A 19,824-nucleotide genomic window follows, 5' to 3' on the forward strand; every position below is an offset into this window, starting at 1 on the left:
TTGCTCAGAAATGACCACGGGTCATTTTAGGGCAGATCCAATCAACTTTCGTATGGAGGGTTCCCATGAAAAAGATCGCACAGAGCATCGTGCGTCTGCGCAAGCTGATCTTAACAGTAGCGGTCCTGCTGTTGATCCCTTCCGCAATCGGCGCGGTTGCTACCCGCATCAACTATGATGTCCTGACCTATCTGCCGCAGGAGCTCGACTCCATGATCGGCGAGGTAGCGCTTGAGGACGACTTCCATCTGGCCTCCACCGGTATGATCACGGTGGAAGGCCTGCCTACCAATGAACTGATCGCCATGAAGAAGGACATTGATGCGGTGCCCGGTGTCACACAGACCTTCTGGCTCAGCGATGTCATCGACCCCAGCATCCCCACCGAGATGCTGCCCGCGGATGTCCAGCAGTTCATGTTCGGTAAAAATGATTCTACCATGCTCATCGTCCGGTTTGATGCGCCCAGCGCCAGCGACGAGACGATGAACGCCGTCAAGCAGATCAAACAGGTGCTGCGGCACGACTGCTACTTTGGCGGCATGAGCGTCATTCTGCAGGATACCAAGGCGCTGATCAATGAAGAGATGCCGCTGTACATCCTGTGCGCTGTGGGTGCCAGTATGCTGGTGCTGTTCCTCTCGCTGGAGAGCACCATCACGCCTGTGCTGTTCATGCTGGGCCTGCTGTTCCCCATTGCGTACAACTTTGGCACCAACATCTTCCTGGGTCAGATCAGCTACATCACCCAGGCGCTTTCCACGGTGCTGCAGTTGGGCGTGACGATGGACTTCTCCATCTTCCTGCTCCATCGTTATCAGGAGGAAAAGGAACTCCGCTCCTCCAACGAGGAAGCCATGGTGACCGCCATCTGCAAGACCATGACCTCCATCACCGCTTCCTCCCTGACCACCATTGCGGGCTTCCTGGCACTGTGCGCCATGCGGCTGACGCTGGGCCGCGATATCGGTGTTGTTATGGCAAAGGGTGTGGCGCTGGGTGTCATCTGCACCATCGTCATTCTGCCTGCTTTGATCCTGACCTTTGATCAGCAGGTCGAAAAGTACAAGCACCGCACCATCGTGCCCAAGCTGACCAAGCTCAGCTACTTTGTTTCCAAGCACGCAATGCCCATCGTGGTCGTCTTTCTTGTGCTGCTGGTGCCCTTTGTGGTGGCCCAGCAAAAGACCGAGGTCTACTACACCCTGTTCGACTCGCTGCCCCAGGACCTGACCGGTATCGTTGGCACCAACAAGCTGGGCGAGGACTTTGGCATGACCACCTCCCACTTTATTCTGGTGGATGAGGACCTGACCGCAACGCAGGTGTCTGACCTCTGCGATGAGCTCAAGGATGTGGACGGCATCACCCAGGTGGTGAGCCTGGATTCCATCACCGGCCCGGGCTTCCAGACCGAGCTGCTGCCCGACAGCGTGACCGAGATCCTGCAGTCCGGCGGCTACAAGCTCATTCTGGCCAACAGCTCCTATAAGACCGGTACCGATGCCATCAACAACCAGCTGACCGAGATGAATGACCTTATCAAGGCGGTTGACCCCAACGGTGTCATCACCGGCGAGGGTGCCATGACCAAGGATCTGATCGAGGTCGCGGACGTGGATTTCAAGAACGTCAACGTCTGGTCGATCATGGCAGTCGCTGCCATCATCCTGATCTCCTTCCGGAGTCTGTCCATCCCTGTGCTGCTGGTTGCCAGCATCGAGGCCGCCATCTCCATCAATATGGGCATCCCGTACTTCACCGGTACCCAGCTGCCCTTCATCGCCAGCATCGTCATCGGTACCATCCAGCTGGGCGCGACTGTGGACTACTCCATCCTGATGACCACCCGTTATCACGAGGAGCGCAGCTATGGCCGCACCCCGCAGGAAGCTGCCCAGCAGTCGCTGGAGCACTGCAGCCAGTCCATCCTGACCAGCGGCCTGACCTTCTTTGCCGCAACCGTCGGCGTGGCCGCCATCAGTAAGATGGAGCTGCTGCAGAGCATCTGCCGGCTCATCTCCCGCGGCGCACTGATCAGTATGGCTGTCATTCTGGTCGTTCTGCCCGCTGCCCTGATGCTGCTGGACTGGGTCATCCGCCACACCACCATGCACTGGCTGGTCCCTGAATCTTCCAACGCCAAGAAGTCTGATAAGGAGTAATTACCATGAAAAAATCGCTTCGTTTCGCCAGTGCGGCGCTGGCGCTGACTCTCGCCGCAGGCATGACCCTGCCCGCCTTTGCAGCCGCCAAGGCCGATTATTCCAAGGACGAGACCGTCTACGCCGTGATGAACGCCGACGGCTCCATCAAGTCCACCACCGTCAGCGAGCACCTGTACAGCGCTTCCGGCCTGTCCAATGTCACCGATGAGAGCACCCTGACCGATATCCAGAACACCGAGAGCGATGCCGCGTTCACCCAGGACGGCGAAAAGCTGGTCTGGAACACCGACGACACCGACGTGTACTATAAGGGCAATACCGACAAGGCCCTGCCCATCACCGCAAATGTCACCTATACGCTGGACGGCGTGACCGACAGCCTTGAGAACCTGATCGGCAAGAGCGGCCACCTGACCGTGACCGTCGACCTGACCAACAACGAGACCGGCACCGTGACCGTCAACGGCAAGGAGTGCACCGTTGTCACCCCGCTCATCACTGCTGTGGGCGTGATCTTTGGTCAGAATGCCACCAACCTGAGCGCCGAGCACGGAATGCTGGAATCTGCCGCCAAGAGCAGCGTGGCCGCTTTTGTCTGCCTGCCCGGCGTAAAGGACTCTCTGGACGGTCTGCTGCCCGATGACCTGTCTACTGTGGAGGATTATCTGCAGGACAGCGTCACCGTGGAAGCCGATGTCGAGAACCTGACCGCACCGCAGGTCATGCTGGCCTGTGCCACCAACGCCGATGCGCTGGGCACCAATGCCTTTGACCTGAGCAGCCTCAACGAGCTGACCGATGGCATCGGCCAGCTGAACGATGCCATGAACCAGCTGATGGATGGTGCCGCCCAACTGGTGGACGGTGCTTCTCAGCTGGCCAACGGTACCCTGGCCCTGCTGGACGGCGCTTCTCAGCTGAACAGCGGTGCTTCTGCCCTGGACGATGGTCTGGGCCAGCTGACCAACGGTCTGGATACCCTGAGCTCCAATAACGCCGCCCTGCAGGCCGGTGCCCAGCAGGTGGCCGATGGTGTTCTGGCCTCCGCCAACAGCACCCTGATGGAGGGCGGCCTGATCGACACCCCCATGACCTGGGACAACTATGCTTCCGTCATTGACGAAGTGCTGACCATGAACGAAAAGACACTGGCCGCTGCCCGCAAGAAGATGGTGCGCACCGTCTGGGAGCAAGAGCCCAGCTTCAAGGCCAGCCAGCTGGACATTGCCCTGTACCTCTCCGCAACCAAGACCAACCATGACCTGGAAGCGGCTCTGCGGCTGATGCAGAGCTACGACCCCTCCATGTTCAGCGCCATGCTTGACCTGAGCACTGCCAGCGCCAAGCAGACCGTGCATGACGAGCTGAAGTATCAGGCTGAGAACAGCCAGGATATCGCAGATGTCCGTGCCCTGAAGAACAGCCTGGCGCAGATCCAGTATTTCGTGTCCAGCGTCAACCAGTACACCAATGGTGTTGCCACCGCTGCTGACGGTGCCCACTCCGCAAAGGACGGTGCCGCCCAGCTGGCCGATGGAACCAAGACCCTGTATGACGGCGTGACCACCCTGAATGATGGCGCAGGCCAGCTCAGCGATGGCACGGTCCGGCTGAACGATGGCCTGAACCAGTTCAATGAGGAGGGCATCTCCAAGCTGACCGGCGCTCTGGACGAGGAGCAGATCCATGGCCTGAAGATCGTGCTGGACGAGATGACCAGCCGTCTGGAGGACTACACCAGCTTTGCCGGTAAGTCCGAGGATGCTTCCGGCAGCGTGAAGTTCATCTATAAGACCGGTGAGACGGTCGCCGCTGCGGATGTTACCGCCCAGACCACCGCCGATGTGCAGGAAGGCAACTTCTTCACCCGCCTGTGGCAGCGGATCGTGAACCTGTTCAAGTTCTGAAAAAACGGTGTGCCTGCTTGACAAGCCGCCGGAGATTGACTATACTACAAATAGATTCGTCAAGAAAAATGACCGCTCAGGCACTGAAACGTTGAGGCGGTCATTTTTTATGCCAATTTTAAGGAGACCACAGCATGGCAGAGAGGGAATTGTATCCGGACGGGGAACAGCGCCGCCGCATCATGGATTTTATTATGGCGGCTGGTCAGACCCTTTTGGAGAACGGGGCAGAGGTGTTCCGGGTGGAGCAGACCATGGAGATCATGGCGGCCAGCTTCCACCTGCGGGAGTTCCATGTCTATGTGCTGACCAACGGCATTTTTGCCAGCGCAGGCACGGCGGAGATGAGCGAGGTGCGCAACGTGCCCACCCGTACCACCCACCTGGGGCGGGTGGCGGCGGTGAATCAGCTTTCCCGCCAGATCGCGTCCGGGGAAGTGGAGACCGTCGCCGAGGCCGAGACCCGGCTGGCTCAGGCCAGGTGCATCCCTTTTCCAAAGGACTGGGTGCAGCTTGCGGCAGGCATGGGCGGCGCGTTCTGCTTTGCGCTGATCTTTGGCGGCGACCTGAAAGCCGGGCTTGCCGCCGCTGCGGCCGGTGTTGCGGCCAACGCCTATCTGCTGTTCTGCGGGCGGCGCGGCGTGGGGGGCGGGTTTCGCACCATCTCCACCGCCGCCCTCATCACTCTGTGCTGCATTCTGGGCTGCGGCCTGCTGGGCACTGAGTCCAGCCACGCCATCATCGGCACCCTGATGATCCTGACCCCCGGCATCGCCTTTACTATGGGCATCCGGGACTTTGTGCAGGGCGATTATCTGTCCGGCACCATCCGGATGATCGATGCGCTGCTCATTGCGGCCAGCATCGCCATCGGCGCCGGCCTTGTGCTGAGCCTCTATGCCTTTTTGAAGGGGGTGGCCGTGGTATGACAGAACTTCTTTTCACCGGGGAGCAGCTGGGCCGTCTGGCCCTGCAGTTCCTGCTGGCCGGGGCGGGCACCCTGAGTTTTGCCATCCTCTTTGCCTGCCCCAGGCGCACCCTGCCCTACTGCGGGCTGGTGGGCGCAGTGGGGTGGCTGGTATACGAGATCGCGGAGCTGTTCGGGATGGAAGCCTTTGCAGCCTCGCTGCTGGCGGTCATTCCGCTGACGCTGCTGGCCCGCATCCTTGCGATGACCCTCAGGACACCGGTGACGGTGTTCCTGCTCACCGGCATCTTTCCGCTGGTGCCCGGTGCGGGCATCTATTACAGTGCCTACTACTTCATTCAGGGCAACAACGCTCTGGCGCTGGCAAACGGCATCTCCACCTTCAAGATCGCCGTGGCGCTGGCCGTGGGCATTGCCCTGGTGCTGGGCATCCCCCTGCCGCAGAAACGCCGATAAAACAAAAACGAGACCGCCCACCGGGCGGTCTCGTTGGTTGTGTGAATGATTTATTCTGCAATGGGAACAAGGTGGATGATTTGTGCACCATTGGCAAAGTTCAGGGCAAAGCTGCTCTTGCCGTTGCCGCTTCCCACAGAAAGCTCGGTCTCCGTGCCGTCTGCGTTTACCAGCATCAACCGGTAACCGGCTACGACATCGGTATTCACCACCACGTTCAGGGTGATATCGACCTCGGAAATGCCGTCACTGCCGATCAGGGCCACGGTCATAATACGCTCACCATTTGCCAGCGTACCGTGGAAGACCGTCAGACCAGAGAAGTTGGTGTAGGCGGAAGTAACTGCCTGCAGAGCGGGCGCATCTTTCTGCGCACCGGTGGCAACATCTACCCGATGGCTGGACAGAACGCCTGTCTGATTCAGGTGGAAGTCTACATTGGTATCGGGAACCAGAGCAGGAATCACTTCCTGTTCCTTAAAGACAAGGCCACAATCTGCACAATGGCTGCCCTCAGTCAGGCCAACGGAGCTGTAAGTGGGAGCCACGGCGGCATCCACAACAGAGGTGTGGCCTTTGGCAGAGCCTTCATCGGACTGGGTGTCAGTTACATCACAACGGTCACACTTTGCGGTTTTGGTGCCGTCCTCAGTGCAGGTGGCATCGTCGTTGCTGATGTAGTTGGTAAAGCTGTGATTCAGAGCAGAAACCGTTTTCTGTGCAACCAGGATTTTGTTGCAGACAGAGCAGTGGCTGCCCTCAGTCAGGCCTGTTTCGGTGCAGGTTGCTGCAACAGCCGGGTCAATCACTTCGGTGTGGTTGGTGGAGGAGACAACTTCCTGGGCGATCAGTATTTTATTACAGTCACCGCAGTGGCTACCTTCAGTCAGGCCCGTTTCGGTGCAGGTGGGAGCTACGGCAACATCTTTAACTATGTTTGCATGATTGTTGGGATCGATCGGAAGGCTCTGTGCCGGAACGATATAGTCACAGCGTTTGCACTGCTGTGTTGCTGCTGTTCCCTTCGTTACACAAGTAGCAGGAACTTCCGCAACATTCTTATAATCGTGTCCGGGGGCTTCAATATTCTTTCCTAAGGATACGAGCAAGCCGCAATCATTGCAATAAGTATCACCGGTATAGCCATTTTCTGTACAGGTGGCATCTTTTGCATTCCGAAGTTCCCTATTGTTACCGTGGTTAAGCAGATTTTTGACAAGTGGAATGCCCTTTATTACTACGGCTCCGCATTTTTTACAAACTTTATCACCAGAATAGCCCATCTCAATACATGTTGCTGCTTTATAATTTATGGTTTCTCTCCCTGTTCCAATATGGTAGCATTTTGCCTGCATCGCGACCCCATCCGCACCAGTTGCAAAGCCGATGGCAGAACTGCCGACAACGACACAGCCTGCGAGGATGAGAGCGACAAGGCGTTTGTAAAGCTTTTTGTTTCTCATAGTTCTCTCCTATTCCAATTTTTGCAAAATTTCCCGTTTTTTCGGTTTTCCGCACTGACTCTATTATACCCTCCCCTTTTTTTTCTTGTCAATTGATATGTTCTCGTGCTTTTGAACGATTTTTTCTTCCGTTTTTTGGCAATTTCGCCATACGCTTTTCGAACAGGACGGTTTCGAGAAAAACCACTGCGAAGATATGATTTTACTTCGGAGAAAGTGACTCCCAGACCAGAGCTTGTATATATTCATTCTTTCTTCGGCTGTTTCTGTATAAATGTTTTCAAAAGGGTTTCATTTGTTCCGATTTTTTGCACAACACTTGACTTTTTTATTTGTACAACATATACTAATTCTGTTCCTTGATGACACGATGAAGCGCATTGTGCCGGGAAAGTGAAAAAATATACAATCAACAGAGGAGTGTTTGAATATGAAAAAGATCAATCGCCGCAGCTTTCTGGCTGCCGCTGGTCTGACCGCTGCCGCTCTGGCTCTGACTGCCTGCGGCGGTTCCGCCTCCAGCACCGCTTCTTCCACTGCAAGCAGTGCAGCTTCTTCCACCAGCGCTGCCGCTGAGCTGACCACCGTTGAGGCTGGCAAGCTGACCATGGCCACCAACGCCACCTTCCCTCCGTACGAGATGACCACCGACTCCGGTGAGATCGAGGGCATCGATGTGGACACCGCCAAGGCGATCGCTGAGAAGCTGGGCCTGGAGCTGCAGATCGATGATATGGACTTCGACGCAGCCCTGCTGAGCGTGCAGCAGGGCAAGGCCGATATCGTCATGGCTGGCGTTACCGTGACCGACGAGCGCAAGGCTGTGATGGACTTCTCCGACAGCTACGCCACCGGCATCCAGTCCATCATTGTGCCGAACGGCTCTGACATTGCTTCTCCCGATGATCTGGCAGGCAAGAAGATCGGCACCCAGCGCGGCACCACCGGCTACATCTACTGCTCTGATGACTTCGGCGATGACGCTGTGGTCGCATACGACGACGGCCTGACCGCTGTGCAGGCTCTGAAGAATGGCCAGGTCGATGCAGTTGTCATCGACAATGCACCCGCTACGGAGTACGTTGCCGCCAACCCCGGTCTGGTCATTCTGGACACCAGCTACGCCGAGGAGGACTACGCCATTGGCATGGCAAAGGGTTCCGCTCTGGAGGATGCTGTCAATGCCGCTCTGGAAGAGCTGAAGGCTGACGGCACCCTGCAGTCCATCGTGGACAAGTACATCACCGCTGAATAATTCAGCTGTACCTTGTATCACGGGGAGGCGGCCCCATTTGGGGTACCTCCCCTTTTTTGGAAAGAACAGGTTACAAAATTCTAACAATTTTAGAAAGCGAGGATGCGAATGGCCGCACAATACGAACTGCTGAAAGAGCTGCTGAATAGCGGCACGAAGCTGGGCTTCGGGCAGGAAATGTTCTTCAAATTTTATCAGGCGTTCATCCTGAACGACCGCTGGGTGCAGTACATCCAGGGCGTGGGCACTACGCTGCTGGTCACCGCCATTGCGCTGGCAATGGGCGTGGTGCTGGGCAGCGTGGTCGCACTGGTGCGTGTTGCGCACGACCAGCAGCGTCCTGGCCGCAGGAACCCGGTGCTGGGCTTCTTCAACGCCGTCTGTCAGGTGTATACCACCATCATCCGCGGCACCCCCATGATGGTGCAGCTGCTCATTATGAGCATGGTCATCTTTGCCAACAGCCGCAACTTTACCATGGTCGGTGCGCTGGCACTGGGCATTAACTCGGGCGCTTACGTTTCGGAGATCATCCGCGGCGGCCTGATGGCGGTGGACCCTGGCCAGATGGAAGCCGGCCGCAGCCTGGGCCTGAACTACATGACCACCATGGTGGTCATTGTCATTCCGCAGGCCATCCGCGCGGTGCTGCCTGCACTGGGCAACGAGTTCATCATCCTGCTCAAGGATACCTCGCTCATCACCGTCATCGGCGGCAAGGAGCTGCTGTATGCGGCGCAGGGCATTATGAACCGTACTTACGAGGCCATGTTCCCCCTGTTGGGCGTTGCAGTGGTCTATCTGGTTTTAGTCATGATCTTTACATGGCTGCTGTCGAAGTTTGAGAGGAGGATGGCGCAAGGTGACCGCTAATCATGCTGAAAAGATCCTGGAAGTCCGTGGTCTGACCAAGACCTACGGCGGTGAGACCAAAAAGGGCGCAAAGCAGCCCACCCCCACCCTGGATGTCCTGAAGGGCATCGATATCGACATCTACCGCGGCGATGTGGTCTGCCTGATCGGCCCCTCCGGCTGCGGCAAGTCCACCTTCCTGCGCTGCCTGAACCGGCTGGAGATCCCCACCGGCGGCTCCATCAAGTTTGAGGGCATCGAGGTGGATGATGCCCACATCGATGCCGTGCGCCAGAAGATGGGCATGGTGTTCCAGCACTTCAACCTCTTCCCCCACCTGACCGTCAAGCAGAACCTCTGCCTGGCCCCGGAGCTGCTCAAGCTCAAGAGCAAGGAGGAGGCTTCCAAGCGTGCCGAGGAGCTGCTGGCCCGTGTCGGCCTGTCCGATAAAGCCAATGTGTTCCCCAAAAGCCTTTCCGGCGGCCAGCAGCAGCGCATTGCCATTGCCCGCGCTCTGGCCATGGACCCGGATGTCATCCTGTTCGACGAGCCCACCTCCGCCCTCGACCCTGAGATGGTCGGCGAGGTGCTGGAGTTGATGAAGGAGCTGGCCCACACCGGCATCACCATGCTGGTGGTCACCCACGAGATGGGCTTTGCCCGCGAGGTGTCCAACCGCGTCATCTTCATCGATGAGGGCAGGATCCAGGAAGATGAGCCCCCGCAGGAGCTCTTCTCGAACCCCAAGCATCCTCGTCTGAAAGCTTTCCTTTCCAAGATGCTGTAATTGAAGCTGAAAAAACTGTATTGAAAAGACCGCCAGAGCAAGCGTTTCTACTTGCTTTGGCGGTCTTTTTGCTGTGAGGGGGGTTATCCAAGAATGACAGAGACCTCCACGTTTTCGCCGGCCTTTGCCAGTGGCAGGAGGGTGCCCGCAATAGGAGCACCGTTCACGGTGACGCTCTGCACGCCCTTCTGCACGGCGTGGGGGTTCTCCACCCGGATGTGGTACACGGCACCCCGGTAGCGGCGGGTGACGGTGTAGCCTGCCAGCGTGTGGGGGATGCAGGGGTCAACGCGCAGACCATCCAGAGTGGGCTGGATGCCCAGAATGTACTGGCTCACGTTCACGAAGGTCCATGCCGCCGTGCCGGTCAGCCAGCTGTTCTTGGCCTCGCCGAAGGTGGGGGCATCGCGGCCTGCCACCATCTGGCTGTAAACGTAGGGTTCGGTGCGGTGGATCTCGCTGATGTCCTCGATATAGGCCGGACAGGTCTTTTTGTAGACAGCAAAGGCCCGGTCACCGTGGCCCAGCACGGTCTCAGCACAGCTGATCCAGGGGTTGTTGTGGCAGAAGATACCGGCGTTCTCCTTGTAGCCCGGGGGATAGCTGGAGATCTCGCCCAGATTGAGCCGGTAGGTGGTGTAGGCGGGCTGGAGCAGTACCACGCCGTACGGGGTGTCCAGCCGCTCCTCCACGCTCTTCAGTGCGGCTTCGGCCTGACCGGTCTCCCGGCCGATCCCGGCCATCACGCACATGCCCTGGGGTTCGATGAAGATCTGCCCCTCGTCGCATTCCCTGCTGCCTACGGGGGCACCAAAGGCATCGTAGGCACGGCGGAACCATGCGCCATCCCAGCCGGCGGTCAGGGTGGCCTGTTCTACTGCATCAATGGCAGTGCGGGCACTGGCAGCCTCCTCAGTGAGGTGCAGGTGGTCACAGAGTTCGGCGTACTCGCGGCCGTATTTCACGAACATGCCCGCAATGAACACGCTCTCAGCCACAGGGCCCTCGCTGGGGCCGGTGATCTGGAAGCTCTCGCCTGGGTGCTCCGAGAAGCAGTTCAGGTTCAGGCAGTCGTTCCAGTCGGCCCGGCCGATCAGGGGCAGGCCGTGGGGGCCCAGATGGGTATGGGTGTAGCGGAAGCTCCGGCGCAGATGCTCCATCAGGGGCTGTGCTCTGGTCACGTCGTTGTCAAAGGCAACCGGCTCGTCCAGGATCGACCAGTCACCGGTCTCCCGCAGATAGGCGGCGGTGCACGCAATGAGCCAGAGCGGGTCATCGTTGAAGCCGCTGCCCACGTCGCTGTTGCCCTTTTTGGTCAGGGGCTGGTACTGGTGGTAGGCACTGCCGTCCTCAAACTGGGTGGCAGCAATGTCCAGAATGCGCTCCCGTGCGCGGGAAGGGATCATGTGGACGAAGCCCAGCAGATCCTGACAGGAATCCCGGAACCCCATGCCGCGGCCGATGCCGCTCTCGTAATAGCTGGCACTGCGGCTCATGTTGAAGGTGACCATGCACTGATACTGGTTCCAAAGGCTCACCATCCGGTCCAGCTTTTCCTCGCCGGAGGTCAGCTGCCAGCCCGAGAGCAGCTCCTGCCAGTAGTCGGCCAGTGCCCTGCGGGCGGCATCCACCTGTGTGTCGGTGGCATAGCGGGCCATCATGGCCTCGGCCCGGGCTTTGTTGATGATGCCGGGAGCGCTGAATTTTTCCCCGACCGGGTTTTCAATGTAGCCCAGCCCGAAGATGATGCTCTTTTTCTCACCCGGTGCCAGCGTGAGATGGAAATGGTGGGCACCCACCGGAGCCCAGCCGTGGGCAATGCTGTTCGAGCAGTGACCGGCTTTGACCGCTTCCGGTGCGGCGGAGCCGCCGTACACGCCACAGAAGGCATCCCGGCTGGTGTCGAAGCTGGTAACGGGGGCGTTGGCCCAGAACACGGCGTAGTGATCCCGGCGCTCCCGGTACTCTGTCTTATGATAGATGGCACTTTCCACCACTTCCACCTCGCCGGTGGAAAAGTTGCGCTGGAAATTGGAGCTGTCGTCCATGGCATCCCACAGGCAGAACTCCACATAGCTGAACACGTCCAGCGTGCGGGGGGCAGCGGTCTTGTTTTCCAGCGTCAGCCGGTCGATCTCACAGGCATCGCCCCGGGGCACGAACAGCTCCTGAGCGGCCGCAATGCCGTTTTTTTCGCCCTGCAGGATCGTGTAGCCCAGACCGTGGCGGCAGGTGTAACTGTCCAGTTCCGTCTTGGCGGGCTGCCAGCCCGGGTTCCAGATGGTGCCGCCATCGTTGATGTAGATGCGGTGGCCGTCCATGTCCAGCGGGGAATTGTTGTAGCGGTAGCGGGTCAGCCGCCGCAGCCGGGCATCCCGGTAAAAGCTGTAACCGCCGCCGGTGTTGGACACCAGACTGAAAAAGTCCTCGCTGCCCAGATAGTTGATCCAGGGCAGGGGAGTGCGGGGCGTGTCGATCACATATTCCCGGCGCGCATCATCAAAATGTCCGAATCTCATAGCCTTGTTCCTCCTTATAGGGTAAACCGGAAATGCTGAAATCATTTGATGGCGAAAACGATTTAGGGTTTGCGGCCCAAGGGTGGGAAAGGCACTTGTCACCCTAAGAATAGTCTATCCTGCGGGAAAAATCAAGAGCGGACCTGAAATATACAACAAGGGTGCAGCGGGCTGGTTCAGGGGTGGAAACCGGTATGGGAACGAAAAAATTATCGAACGGTAACGAAATGTAACGAAAACGATACAGACTGCATAATTCTGAGGAAATGAAATCTCGCAACCTGCTGAAATGCGGACTTTTAGGATAAAACTTTTCTTCTTCTGCTTGATTTTTAGTGCAAAGTGCGCTATATTGAAATTGCGAAAACGATTTAGGATTCGCTCGGGAGCCCTGAGCGGGTCCCTGTGAGGGAGGGCGGCGAAATGTCATCCTTGAAAGATCTGGCGCGTGAATGCGGTGTCTCGGTGGCAACGGTGAGCAAAGCGCTCAATGGCCAGTCGGACATCTCTGCTGCGACCCGCGACCGTGTCCGCGAGGCGGCCCGCCGGATGGGCTATGTGCCCAATATGGCGGCCCGCGCGATGAAGACCAACCGTACCTACAACCTTGGCGTTCTGTTTGTGGACGAGCGGCAGAGCGGCCTGGCCCACGAGTACTTTTCGGCGGTGCTGGACAGCTTCAAGGTGCAGGTGGAAAAGCTGGGCTATGATATCACCTTTGTCAACCGGAACCTCGGCGGCAGAACAATGACCTATCTGGAGCATTGCCACTACCGGGGCGTGGATGGAGCGGTGATCGCCTGCGTGGATTTCAACGATCCGCAGGTGGTGGAGTTGGTCAACAGTGATGTGCCGGTGGTGACCATCGACCATGTGTTCAACAACCGGATGGCGGTCCTTTCCGATAATGTCAACGGGCTTTCGGCGCTGGTGCGGTACGCCTACGCCAACGGCCACCGCCGCATCGCCTTTATCCATGGCGAGCGCACGGCGGTGACGGAGAACCGGCTGGCGGGCTTCTACAAGAGCTGTGCGGAGCTGGGGCTGCAGGTCCCCGAAGAATATGTGCGCTGCGGTGTGTATCACGATCCCGACCGCTGTGCCGAGGAGACCCGGGCCCTGCTGGCACTGCCCCAGCGGCCCACCTGCATCCTCTTCCCCGATGATTTCTCGGCCATGGGCGGCTGCATCGCTCTGCAGGAAGCGGGCCTGAGCATCCCGGAGGATATTTCCGTGATGGGATATGACGGCATTTACCTCTCCCGCGTGATGAAACCCCAGCTGGTGACCTGGCAGCAGAACACCAGAATGCTGGGCCGGATGGCAGCGGATAAGCTGGTGCAGATGATTGAGCACCCCCGTGTGACGCTGGCCGAGCAGATCCCGGTGACAGGAAAACTGCTGGAGGGCGGCTCGGTGCGCAGCATCGAATGAATGGGTTGGATTTGGTTCCGGGCGAACCGGAGCCTTGAATTTGAAACGCTTTTTCACGAAAACCATTGAAGGAGGTTTTTCATTATGAGAAAGATTTCGCGTCGTAATTTCCTGCTGGCTTCCGGTGCAGTTACCATCAGTGCAGCGCTGAGCGCATGCGGCGGCTCCTCTTCTTCTACCGGCGCGGCATCCTCTGCCGCAGCTTCTTCCGCCGCTTCCGATGCTCCGGCAGCTCAGGGCAAGGTGCTGAATATCTGGTGCTGGAACGACGAGTTCCAGGGCCGCTTCAATAACTATTACCCCGAGGTCGCCTCCATCGCTGAGGACAAATCCACCACCACCCTGAAAGATGGCACCGTTGTCAAGTGGACCATCAACGCCAACGAGAACAACAACTACCAGAATAAGCTGGATGAGGCCCTGCTGAATCAGGACTCCGCCGCCGATGATGACAAGGTAGATATCTTCCTGATCGAGGCTGACTACGCACTGAAGTATGTGGATTCCGATTACGCACTGGATGTCAAGGCAGACATCGGCCTGACCGATGCCGATCTGGCCGGTCAGTACCAGTACACCAAGGATATTGTCAGCGTGGACGGCAGCCAGCGCGGCACCACCTGGCAGGCGACCCCCGGTCTGTTCGCATACCGCCGCAGCATCGCCAAGGAAGTGCTGGGCACCGATGATCCCACCGAGGTGCAGAGCCATCTGTCCGATTGGGATAAGTTCAACGAGGTGGCTGCACAGGCCTATGCCAAGGGCTACAAGATGCTGTCCGGCTTCGATGATGCTTACCGCACCTTCTCCAACAACGTGGACGCTCCCTGGGTGGACGGCACGACCGTCAAGGTAGACCCCAACATTATGAAGTGGGTCGATCAGACCAAGGAGTACACCGATAAGGGCTACAACAATAAGTCCAGCCTGTGGGACAGCCAGTGGGCAGCCGATCAGGGCCCGAGCGGCAAGGTGTTTGGCTTCTTCTATTCCACCTGGGGCATCAATTTCACCCTGCTGGGCAACTCTCTGGAGACCCCTGTGGCCGAGGGCGGCAAGGAAGAAGTGGGTAACGGCATCTACGGCGATTACGCAGTCTGCGAAGGTCCTCAGCCCTATTACTGGGGCGGCACCTGGATCTGCGCGGCAGCCGGTACCGATAATACCGATATCATCCGCGACGTGATGCAGAAGCTGACCTGCGACGAAGCCATTATGAAGCAGATCACCCTGGATACGCAGGATTACACCAACAACGAGAAGGCCATGGAAGAAATCGCAAACAGCGATTATGCCTCCGACTTCCTGGGCGGCCAGAACCATATCGCCCTGTTTGCAGAAGCTGCAAAGAAGATCGATATGTCCAACGCAGGCCCGTACGATCAGGGCCTGAACGAGAGCTTCCAGAATGCCTTCAAGGATTACTTTACCGGTACGGTGGACGAGGATACCGCAAAGGCAAACTTCGAGACCGCCATCAAGGAAAAGTACCCCGAGCTGACCGATGTGGTCTGGCCCGCATAAGCGCAGCCGGAACCTGAAAACCTTTTGAACCGAATCCGAATGGGGCGGGCCGGACGCTGATCCCGCCCGCCCCGTTTTGCTTTGGGCAGTGTACGTCAGGAGGGCAGTTACTATGGGAGCAAAACCAAAGAAGAACGGCTCGATCAGCTATGCAAAGTGGGGCTATATCTTCATTGCACCGTTCTTCCTCATCTTTGCGCTGTTCCAGCTCATTCCACTGGGGTCTACGATCTATTACAGCTTTTTTGAATATTACCGCAGCGGCCTGAAGATCATCGGCCCTACCTTTGTGGGCCTGAAGAACTACATCACCCTGTTTGCAACCGACCTGCCCAAATACTTTGGCAACACGCTGCTGCTCTGGATCATCGGTTTCATCCCGCAGATCGCCATCTCGCTGCTGCTGGCGGCCTGGTTTACCGACCTGCGCCTGAAGCTGAAGGGCCAGACCTTCTTCAAGACAGTCATCTACATGCCCAACCTCATCATGGCTTCGGCATTTGCCATGCTGTTCTTTGCCCTGTTCTCGGATAACGGCCCCGTGAACGCTGCACTGGTGGGCATGGGCATCCTCAAGGAGCCCTTCAGCTTCTTGAACAGTGTCTGGGGCAACCGCGGCCTCATCGGCCTGATGAACTTCCTGATGTGGTTCGGCAATACGACCATCATGCTGATGGCGGCCATCATGGGCGTGGACCCCACCCTGTATGAGGCAGCGGAGCTGGACGGCTGCACCCCGAACCAGATGTTCTGGAAGATCACCATCCCGCTCATCCGGCCGATCCTGGTCTATGTGATGATCACTTCGATGATCGGCGGCCTGCAGATGTTCGATGTGCCGCAGATCCTGACCAACGGCAAGGGCGGCCCCGACCGCACCTCCACCACCATGATCATGTACCTGAACAACCACCTGTTCAGCAAGAACTACGGCATGGCCGGCGCGGTCTCGGTGGTACTGTTCCTGGTGTGCGCAGTGCTCTGCGTGATCGTTTACATGGCCCTGACCAAGGAGGACGACGGCCTGAGCAGGGCCGAGCGCAAGGCCCGCAGGCAGGCGGCCAAACAGGTGAAGGGAGGAAAAGCATAATGTCACACGCAGTCAAGACAAGATCCGAAAAAGCGACCCTTGCGGCCCGCCGCACGGTGTGCTATGCGGCGCTGGTGCTGCTGAGCTTTTTATGCCTGTTCTTCTTCTATGTGCTGGTCATCAATTCCACCCGTACCCATTTTGAGATCCAGAAGGGCTTTTCCTTTCTGCCGGGCAGATCCTTGATGACCAACCTGAAAAATGTGCTGTCAGATGCCAACATCCCGGTGCTGACCGGTGTGCGGAACAGCCTGATCGTGTCCGGCTGCTCGGCTGCCCTCAGTGTCTATTTTTCGGCCCTGACAGCCTACGGCATCTACGCCTATAACTTCCGGTTCAAAAAGGCGGCGTTTGCCATCATCCTGCTCATTATGACCATGCCGACCCAGGTCTCGGCGCTGGGCTTCCTGCAGCTCATCACAAAGATGGGGCTGAAGAACAGCTTCATTCCCCTCATCATCCCCAGCATTGCGGCCCCGGCGGTGTTCTTCTTTATGAAGCAGTATCTGGATGCCAGCCTGCCCATGGAGATCGTGGAAGCCGCCCGCATCGATGGCGCAGGGGAGTTCTACACCTTCAACCATATCGTGCTTCCCATTATGAAGCCCGCTCTGGCGGTGCAGGCCATCTTCTCCTTTGTGTCCAGCTGGAACAATTATTTCATCCCCGCACTGGTGCTGGATACGGCAGACAAAAAGACCCTGCCCATCCTCATTGCACAGCTCCGCAGTGCCGACTTCCTCAAGTTCGATATGGGCAAGGTCTATATGCTGGTGGCCATTGCCATCCTGCCTGTGATCATCGTTTATCTGCTGCTGTCCAAGTTCATCGTCCGTGGTGTTGCACTGGGCGGTGTCAAGGGCTGAGCATTCCGTTCTCTCCTTCGGAAAAAGCACCCGCAGCCAGCAGGCCGCGGGTGCTTTTCTATCCTCTCGTGCTCAGCCGGCTTTGGCAATGCGCTGCATCGCGGTGGAAGCGACATGCTTCTCCTTGATGGTGCGGAGCTGGGCCATGTGGTCGGTGTTTACGTGGGCCTGCTGCTGGGCTTCGGAGTCCCACTCCTCAACGATGAGCAGCTCGTCCGGGTCGGCGGCGCTCAGGTAGTAATCGTAGCGCTCAAAACCGTCCTCCTGCTGGACCTTTGCCAGAATGCCGGCAGCGGCGACCTCCTGCAGAAAAACGTCCCGCTGGCCGGGGAGCATACGGTAGGTGACCAGAAGCATCATGCGTTCCATGGTGAAATCTCCCTTATAATGTTCCAATGTGTGTTCTCTTAGACAAAAGCCGCCGGAAATCGCTTCCCGGCGGCTTTTGCTTATTAGGAGGATCAAAAGATGATCCCTGGAGAACTTAGTTCAGGATGGTCTGCTCGGTCTCGACATCAAAGACGTGGACCTTGTGCGGATCGAATGCAACGCGGACGGTGTCTCCGTTGCGTGCCTTGGAGGTGGGAGCAACACGGGCGGTCATCTTGTTGCCCTTGTACTCCAGGTACAGGTAGATCTCAGCGCCCATCATTTCGGACACATCGACCTGAGCCTCCAGGTGGCAGTCGGGGTGCTTTGCCATAAACTCGGGCTCGTCGTCGATATCCTCAGGACGGATGCCCATCTTGACCTTCTTGCCAACGTAGGAATCCAGCTTGCCGTCAGCGGTCTTTTCCTTGGGCAGGGGGATGGTGTCGCCGCCCAGGTCAATGGCGTACTGATCGCCGTTCTTGGTCACGGTGCCGTCCAGGAAGTTCATCTGGGGGCTGCCGATGAAGCCGGCAACGAACATGTTGCAGGGCATATCGTACAGGTTCTGCGGGGTATCGACCTGCTGGATGATGCCGTCCTTCATAACAACGATGCGGTCGCCCATGGTCATAGCCTCGGTCTGGTCATGGGTAACGTAGATGAAGGTGGTAGCCAGCTTCTTGTGCAGCTTGATGATCTCGGTGCGCATGCTGGTACGCAGCTTTGCATCCAGGTTGGACAGGGGCTCGTCCAGCAGGAAGACTGCCGGGTTACGAACCATTGCACGGCCCAGAGCAACACGCTGACGCTGGCCGCCGGACAGAGCCTTGGGCTTGCGGTCCAGCAGGTGCTCAATCTCCAGGATCTTGGCAGCCTCGTGAACGCGGCGGTCGATCTCGTCCTTCGGGGTCTTGCGCAGCTCCAGACCGAAAGCGATGTTCTTGTAAACGGTCATGTGGGGGTACAGAGCGTAGCTCTGGAACACCATGGCGATATCACGATCCTTGGGGGGAACGTCGTTGATCAGGCGGCCGCCGATGTACATTTCGCCCTTGGAGATCTCCTCCAGACCGGCGATCATGCGCAGGGTGGTGGACTTGCCGCAGCCAGAGGGGCCGACGAAGATGATGAACTCCTTATCCTGGATCTCCAGGTTGAAGTCGGTAACAGAAGGAGCAGTAGCGCCCGGATAGATCTTGTAGATGTGCTGGCAGCTAATCGAAGCCATAGGTCATTGCCTCCATTAAAATTTTTCTATGTTATGGCACCTTGACGGTGCACGCTCTCGTTGGTATTATAATAGCAGATAACTTTGTGATATAAAATAGCATTTTATTGATTTGAGGTGTCAGATATTGCTTTATGATTGGACAAGCACCGCAGCCCTTGGCGTGGTGCGGGATATCCAGCCCAAAGAACCCCTGACCCTGACCGGCGAGGGGCTGTGGGTCTGCCTGATCTCCAGCGGCAGATGCACTGCCAGCCTGACCGATGCCTCGCCCTCCCCGACGGGCAGCGCACTGATCCTGCCGCCCCAGAGCGCGGCTGCGGGCCATCTGGTGCTGAGCCGCGCCCCGTTGACCCTGACCCCGGAAGGGGAGAGCCACCTGCTCTGCATCCAGCTGACCGGGCAGGCGGCGGTGCAGTTCCTTGCCGGGCTGACGGAGCTGCCGTTCCTGGCCCGGGGCGAGACCTGCCCCGCCGCCGCAGAGCTGCTGGGCCGCCTTGCCGCCGAGGCCGATACACCCCGCAGCCGGGCTGCCAGCCAGCTGGCCTTTGCCCTGCTCTGTGAGCTTGCGGGGGCCGACAGCGCCGCCCCGCCTCTGCCGCCGCTGGTGGAGGCCGCCATTGAGGATATCCGCCAGAACTACGCTGGCCTGTACGGTGTGGAGGAGCTCAGTGAGCGGCTGGGGGTCTCCAAGAGCCACCTTGTCCGCACCTTTACTGCCGCCGTAGGGGTGCCCCCGGGGCGCTACCTGACCACCGTGCGGGTGGAAGCTGCCATGCGGCTGCTCCTGCACCGGGAATACACGCTGGATGTCATTGCCAGCCTGTGCGGCTTCTCAGGGGCCAACTACCTGTGCCGGGTGTTCAAAAAAGAGACCGGCCAATCCCCCGCACAGTGGCGGGCCTTGGCCGGTCAGACAGCGCGGCCCCTCAGCCCGGCGGAAAGCCAGCGGGAGCAGGCACTGTATATTTAAAA

General features: G+C 58.2%; 16 protein-coding genes. 12 read left to right on the top strand and 4 right to left on the bottom strand.

What is annotated here, in order from left to right:
• Positions 1 to 65: 65 nt before the first annotated feature.
• The 4 genes from D3F01_RS10780 (at position 66) to D3F01_RS10795 (ending at position 5,459) form a co-directional block, all read left to right on the top strand.
• The gene (locus tag D3F01_RS10780; RefSeq protein WP_154276939.1) at positions 66 to 2,165 is read left to right on the top strand and encodes an MMPL family transporter; all 2,100 of its coding nucleotides are present in this window, start codon (positions 66 to 68) and stop codon (positions 2,163 to 2,165) included.
• Positions 2,166 to 2,170: 5 nt separating this feature from the next.
• Positions 2,171 to 4,075, top strand: a complete 1,905-nt coding sequence (locus D3F01_RS10785) for a hypothetical protein (protein WP_242888613.1) — start codon at positions 2,171 to 2,173, stop codon at positions 4,073 to 4,075.
• Between the two features lie 134 nt (positions 4,076 to 4,209).
• Positions 4,210 to 5,004 (top strand): threonine/serine exporter family protein, encoded by a 795-nt coding sequence (locus D3F01_RS10790; RefSeq protein WP_242888616.1) that lies wholly within the window; start codon positions 4,210 to 4,212, stop codon positions 5,002 to 5,004.
• A complete protein-coding gene (locus D3F01_RS10795; RefSeq protein WP_097771637.1) occupies positions 5,001 to 5,459 on the top strand; it encodes a threonine/serine exporter family protein in 459 nt (152 codons plus the stop codon). The genes D3F01_RS10790 and D3F01_RS10795 overlap by 4 nt, the downstream gene beginning before the upstream one ends.
• Positions 5,460 to 5,509: 50 nt before the next feature.
• Here D3F01_RS10795 and D3F01_RS10800 read toward each other — a convergent pair whose 3' ends face one another.
• Positions 5,510 to 6,568 carry a hypothetical protein gene (locus tag D3F01_RS10800; protein ID WP_242888619.1) on the bottom strand — a complete coding sequence of 353 codons (1,059 nt, stop codon included), beginning with the start codon at positions 6,566 to 6,568 and terminating at the stop codon, positions 5,510 to 5,512.
• A 784-nt stretch (positions 6,569 to 7,352) separates the two neighbouring features.
• On the opposite strand from D3F01_RS10800, the gene D3F01_RS10805 reads away from it, so the two are divergent.
• From D3F01_RS10805 to D3F01_RS10815, 3 genes are all read left to right on the top strand, one after another.
• Positions 7,353 to 8,177, top strand: a complete 825-nt coding sequence (locus tag D3F01_RS10805) for an ABC transporter substrate-binding protein (RefSeq protein ID WP_242888622.1) — start codon at positions 7,353 to 7,355, stop codon at positions 8,175 to 8,177.
• A 108-nt stretch (positions 8,178 to 8,285) separates the two neighbouring features.
• Complete coding sequence (locus D3F01_RS10810; RefSeq protein ID WP_156182527.1) at positions 8,286 to 9,050, top strand: amino acid ABC transporter permease; 765 nt, start codon at positions 8,286 to 8,288, stop codon at positions 9,048 to 9,050.
• 31 nt (positions 9,051 to 9,081) lie between these two features.
• Complete coding sequence (locus D3F01_RS10815; RefSeq protein WP_278252040.1) at positions 9,082 to 9,816, top strand: amino acid ABC transporter ATP-binding protein; 735 nt, start codon at positions 9,082 to 9,084, stop codon at positions 9,814 to 9,816.
• An 83-nt stretch (positions 9,817 to 9,899) separates the two neighbouring features.
• Here the strand turns inward: D3F01_RS10815 and D3F01_RS10820 are convergent, their stop codons facing one another.
• Positions 9,900 to 12,335 carry a glycosyl transferase gene (locus D3F01_RS10820; protein ID WP_242888625.1) on the bottom strand — a complete coding sequence of 812 codons (2,436 nt, stop codon included), beginning with the start codon at positions 12,333 to 12,335 and terminating at the stop codon, positions 9,900 to 9,902.
• A 423-nt stretch (positions 12,336 to 12,758) separates the two neighbouring features.
• Here D3F01_RS10820 and D3F01_RS10825 point away from each other — a divergent pair, with 423 nt between their 5' ends.
• The 4 genes from D3F01_RS10825 to D3F01_RS10840 all read left to right on the top strand — a co-directional run bounded on the left by D3F01_RS10825 (position 12,759) and on the right by D3F01_RS10840 (position 17,249).
• On the top strand, positions 12,759 to 13,769 hold the full coding sequence (locus tag D3F01_RS10825; RefSeq protein ID WP_117477177.1) for a LacI family DNA-binding transcriptional regulator: 1,011 nt from the start codon (positions 12,759 to 12,761) through the stop codon (positions 13,767 to 13,769).
• A gap of 84 nt (positions 13,770 to 13,853) precedes the next feature.
• Positions 13,854 to 15,293: a twin-arginine translocation signal domain-containing protein gene (locus D3F01_RS10830; RefSeq protein ID WP_098924402.1), complete on the top strand. Its 1,440-nt coding sequence runs from the start codon at positions 13,854 to 13,856 to the stop codon at positions 15,291 to 15,293.
• Positions 15,294 to 15,405: 112 nt separating this feature from the next.
• Complete coding sequence (locus D3F01_RS10835) at positions 15,406 to 16,383, top strand: sugar ABC transporter permease (protein WP_242888627.1); 978 nt, start codon at positions 15,406 to 15,408, stop codon at positions 16,381 to 16,383.
• Positions 16,383 to 17,249 carry a carbohydrate ABC transporter permease gene (locus D3F01_RS10840; protein ID WP_005935355.1) on the top strand — a complete coding sequence of 289 codons (867 nt, stop codon included), beginning with the start codon at positions 16,383 to 16,385 and terminating at the stop codon, positions 17,247 to 17,249. Before D3F01_RS10835 ends, D3F01_RS10840 begins: the two co-directional genes overlap by 1 nt.
• Positions 17,250 to 17,321: 72 nt before the next feature.
• Here D3F01_RS10840 and D3F01_RS10845 read toward each other — a convergent pair whose 3' ends face one another.
• The gene (locus D3F01_RS10845; protein ID WP_242888628.1) at positions 17,322 to 17,618 is read right to left on the bottom strand and encodes an antibiotic biosynthesis monooxygenase family protein; all 297 of its coding nucleotides are present in this window, start codon (positions 17,616 to 17,618) and stop codon (positions 17,322 to 17,324) included.
• A 115-nt stretch (positions 17,619 to 17,733) separates the two neighbouring features.
• The gene (ugpC, locus tag D3F01_RS10850) at positions 17,734 to 18,849 is read right to left on the bottom strand and encodes a sn-glycerol-3-phosphate ABC transporter ATP-binding protein UgpC (RefSeq protein WP_097771644.1); all 1,116 of its coding nucleotides are present in this window, start codon (positions 18,847 to 18,849) and stop codon (positions 17,734 to 17,736) included.
• 127 nt (positions 18,850 to 18,976) lie between these two features.
• Between ugpC and D3F01_RS10855 the strand changes: the two genes are divergently transcribed.
• Positions 18,977 to 19,822 (top strand): AraC family transcriptional regulator, encoded by an 846-nt coding sequence (locus D3F01_RS10855; RefSeq protein ID WP_242888629.1) that lies wholly within the window; start codon positions 18,977 to 18,979, stop codon positions 19,820 to 19,822.
• Positions 19,823 to 19,824: the final 2 nt, after the last annotated feature.

Origin of the sequence: Faecalibacterium sp. BCRC 81149, from assembly GCF_022750605.1 — a bacterium.
GTDB classification, from domain to species: domain Bacteria; phylum Bacillota; class Clostridia; order Oscillospirales; family Ruminococcaceae; genus Faecalibacterium; species Faecalibacterium duncaniae.

What these genes read in the sequence shown, in the direction of transcription:
- D3F01_RS10810 (WP_156182527.1), top strand. Translation starts at nt 8,286, where the DNA reads ATGGCCGCACAATACGAACTGCTGAAAGAGCTGCTGAATAGCGGCACG.
- D3F01_RS10805 (WP_242888622.1), top strand. Translation starts at nt 7,353, where the DNA reads ATGAAAAAGATCAATCGCCGCAGCTTTCTGGCTGCCGCTGGTCTGACC.
- D3F01_RS10840 (WP_005935355.1), top strand. Translation starts at nt 16,383, where the DNA reads ATGTCACACGCAGTCAAGACAAGATCCGAAAAAGCGACCCTTGCGGCC.
- D3F01_RS10820 (WP_242888625.1), bottom strand. Translation starts at nt 12,335, where the DNA reads ATGAGATTCGGACATTTTGATGATGCGCGCCGGGAATATGTGATCGAC.
- D3F01_RS10825 (WP_117477177.1), top strand. Translation starts at nt 12,759, where the DNA reads ATGTCATCCTTGAAAGATCTGGCGCGTGAATGCGGTGTCTCGGTGGCA.
- D3F01_RS10790 (WP_242888616.1), top strand. Translation starts at nt 4,210, where the DNA reads ATGGCAGAGAGGGAATTGTATCCGGACGGGGAACAGCGCCGCCGCATC.
- D3F01_RS10795 (WP_097771637.1), top strand. Translation starts at nt 5,001, where the DNA reads ATGACAGAACTTCTTTTCACCGGGGAGCAGCTGGGCCGTCTGGCCCTG.
- D3F01_RS10835 (WP_242888627.1), top strand. Translation starts at nt 15,406, where the DNA reads ATGGGAGCAAAACCAAAGAAGAACGGCTCGATCAGCTATGCAAAGTGG.
- D3F01_RS10830 (WP_098924402.1), top strand. Translation starts at nt 13,854, where the DNA reads ATGAGAAAGATTTCGCGTCGTAATTTCCTGCTGGCTTCCGGTGCAGTT.
- D3F01_RS10785 (WP_242888613.1), top strand. Translation starts at nt 2,171, where the DNA reads ATGAAAAAATCGCTTCGTTTCGCCAGTGCGGCGCTGGCGCTGACTCTC.
- ugpC (WP_097771644.1), bottom strand. Translation starts at nt 18,849, where the DNA reads ATGGCTTCGATTAGCTGCCAGCACATCTACAAGATCTATCCGGGCGCT.
- D3F01_RS10780 (WP_154276939.1), top strand. Translation starts at nt 66, where the DNA reads ATGAAAAAGATCGCACAGAGCATCGTGCGTCTGCGCAAGCTGATCTTA.
- D3F01_RS10845 (WP_242888628.1), bottom strand. Translation starts at nt 17,618, where the DNA reads ATGGAACGCATGATGCTTCTGGTCACCTACCGTATGCTCCCCGGCCAG.